Raw genomic sequence first — 2,239 nt, forward strand, 5'->3', positions numbered from 1 at the left:
ACCACCAGGTGAAGCTGCGCGGGTTGCGTATCGAGCTTGGCGAGATCGAGGCCCGGCTGCTGGAGCAAGCGCAGGTGCGCGAGGCGGCGGTGTTGGTGGTGGAGCAGCAACTGGTGGCGTACGTGGTGGGCGAGGCGACGGTCGAGGCGCTGAAGGCGCAGTTGTCGCGCAGCCTGCCGGAGTACATGGTGCCGGCCCAGTGGCTGTTCCTGGACGCCTTGCCGTTGAGCCCCAACGGCAAGCTCGACCGGCGCCAGTTGCCGAGCCCGCAGGCCCAGGATCAGGATGCTTATCTGGCGCCGGTCACCGACTTGCAGCGTCAGGTTGCGGCAATCTGGGAGGATGTACTGCAATGCGGGCCCGTCGGTCTGCAGGCGCACTTCTTCGAGCTGGGTGGTCATTCACTGCTGGCCACGCAGGTGATCGGGCGCATTCGTCATAGTCTGGGCACCGAGGTGCCGATCAGGCTTCTATTCGATTCGCCGACCCTGGAAGCCTTCTGTGGCCAGATCTCGAGCACACCGCCGGTGCACTCACACCTTGATGAAGAATTGGCTAAATCCTTGGAGGCCCTCAAACGTTTATCCACTAGCGAATTGGAAAAACTAATTTCCTAGTAAGGAGTTTGGGGTGCGAGAGTTGATTGAGTCGGTTGGGGCGCTTCCCCTGAAAGAGCGCAAGGCGCTGGCGGTGCTGCTCAAGCAGAAAGGCATCAACTTGTTTGCCGTGGCACCGATCTTCAAGCGCGACCCGGCCGAGCCGTTGCAGCTCTCCTATGCCCAGGAGCGCCAGTGGTTCCTATGGCAGCTGGACCCGAGCAGCACTGCCTACCACATTCCAGTGGCCCTGCGCTTGCGCGGTGCCCTGGATGTCCCGGCACTGGAGCGGGCGTTCCAGGGCGTGGTCGCACGCCATGAAGCGTTGCGCACGACGTTGCTGGAAGGCCCTCACGGGGCGTTGCAGCAGATTCACGAAAGCAGTCCGGTGGATCTGCAGGTCGAGCCATTCGAGCCGCTTACAGGCTTGGACCTGGAGGCGTCGTTGCGTGCTCGTATCGAGGCCGAAACCCAGCAACTATTCGATCTGGCGCAGGGGCCACTGTACCGTCTGCGGCTCTGGGGCATGGGTGAAGACGACCATGTGTTGGTGCTGACGCTGCATCATATCGTTGCTGATGGCTGGTCGATGCAGGTCATGGTCGACGACCTGACACGCTTGTATGCCGAGTTTGCCCATGGCCTGCCGGCCAACCTGCCACCCTTGCCGATCCAATACGCCGACTATGCCTTGTGGCAACGCCACTGGATGGAGGCGGGTGAGCGTGAGCGGCAACAAGCATTCTGGCTCGAACAGCTGGGGGGTGAGCAGCCAGTGTTGGCGTTGCCGCTGGATTACCCTCGGCCTGCTGAGCAGCGTTTCCAGGGCGCACGCCTTGACGTGCAGGTGCCTGCAGCACTCTCCCAGCGCCTGTTGGACCTGGCCAGGTCGCATGGGGTGACACCGTTCATGTTGCTATTGGCCTCGTTCCAGCTGCTGCTGCATCGTCACAGTGGCCAGGTCGACATCCGCGTGGGCGTTCCTGTTGCCAACCGTAACCGGGTCGAGACTGAAGGGCTGATCGGCTTTTTCGTCAACACCCAGGTGCTCAAGGCTGAAATCGACGACCAGCAGCGCTTCGATCAGTTTCTCAGCTACACGCGTCAGCAGGTACTAGCCGCTCAGGCGCACCAGGATTTGCCCTTCGAACAGTTGGTGGAGGTGCTACAGCCGGAGCGTAATCTCAGCTACAGCCCGCTGTTCCAAGTGTTATTCAACCACAAGGGTGCGGCGTTGCCCTCCGCCGAGCCTGCCTCCCAGGGCCCTTTGCAGATCCAGCAACTGAGCTGGCTTGGTCAGTCGGCGCAGTTCGATCTCTCACTGGATACCTATGAGCGCGCCGACGGGATAGGTGCTGCGTTGACCTATGCGACCGATCTGTTCAATGCGGCGACTGCTGAGCGGCTGGGGCGCCACTGGCTCAACCTGCTGCAGTCCATTGTCGCGATGCCGCAGGCACGTTTGTGCGAACTGCCGATGCTCGATAGCGACGAGCGCACGCAGTTGCTCGAACGTTTCAACGCTACCGCCACCCCGTACGACCTGAACCAGACCGTGCACGGGCTGTTCGAGCAGCGTGTGCAGGCGACGCCTGACGCACCGGCTTTGCTGTTCGGTGAGCAGCAACTGAGCTATGCCGAAC

Annotated in this window: 2 protein-coding genes; both read left to right on the forward strand. The window is 61.9% G+C overall.

What is annotated here, in order from left to right:
* A partial coding sequence (locus F3J45_RS29490; protein ID WP_205300743.1) for a phosphopantetheine-binding protein occupies positions 1-617 on the forward strand: 617 nt, incomplete at its 5' end.
* A gap of 13 nt (positions 618-630) precedes the next feature.
* Positions 631-2,239, forward strand: a 1,609-nt coding sequence (locus F3J45_RS29495) for a condensation domain-containing protein (protein WP_370526514.1), incomplete at its 3' end; no start/stop codon positions are given.

Source organism: Pantoea sp. Ap-967 (assembly GCF_011752565.1).
In the GTDB taxonomy this organism is placed as follows: Bacteria; Pseudomonadota; Gammaproteobacteria; order Pseudomonadales; family Pseudomonadaceae; genus Aquipseudomonas.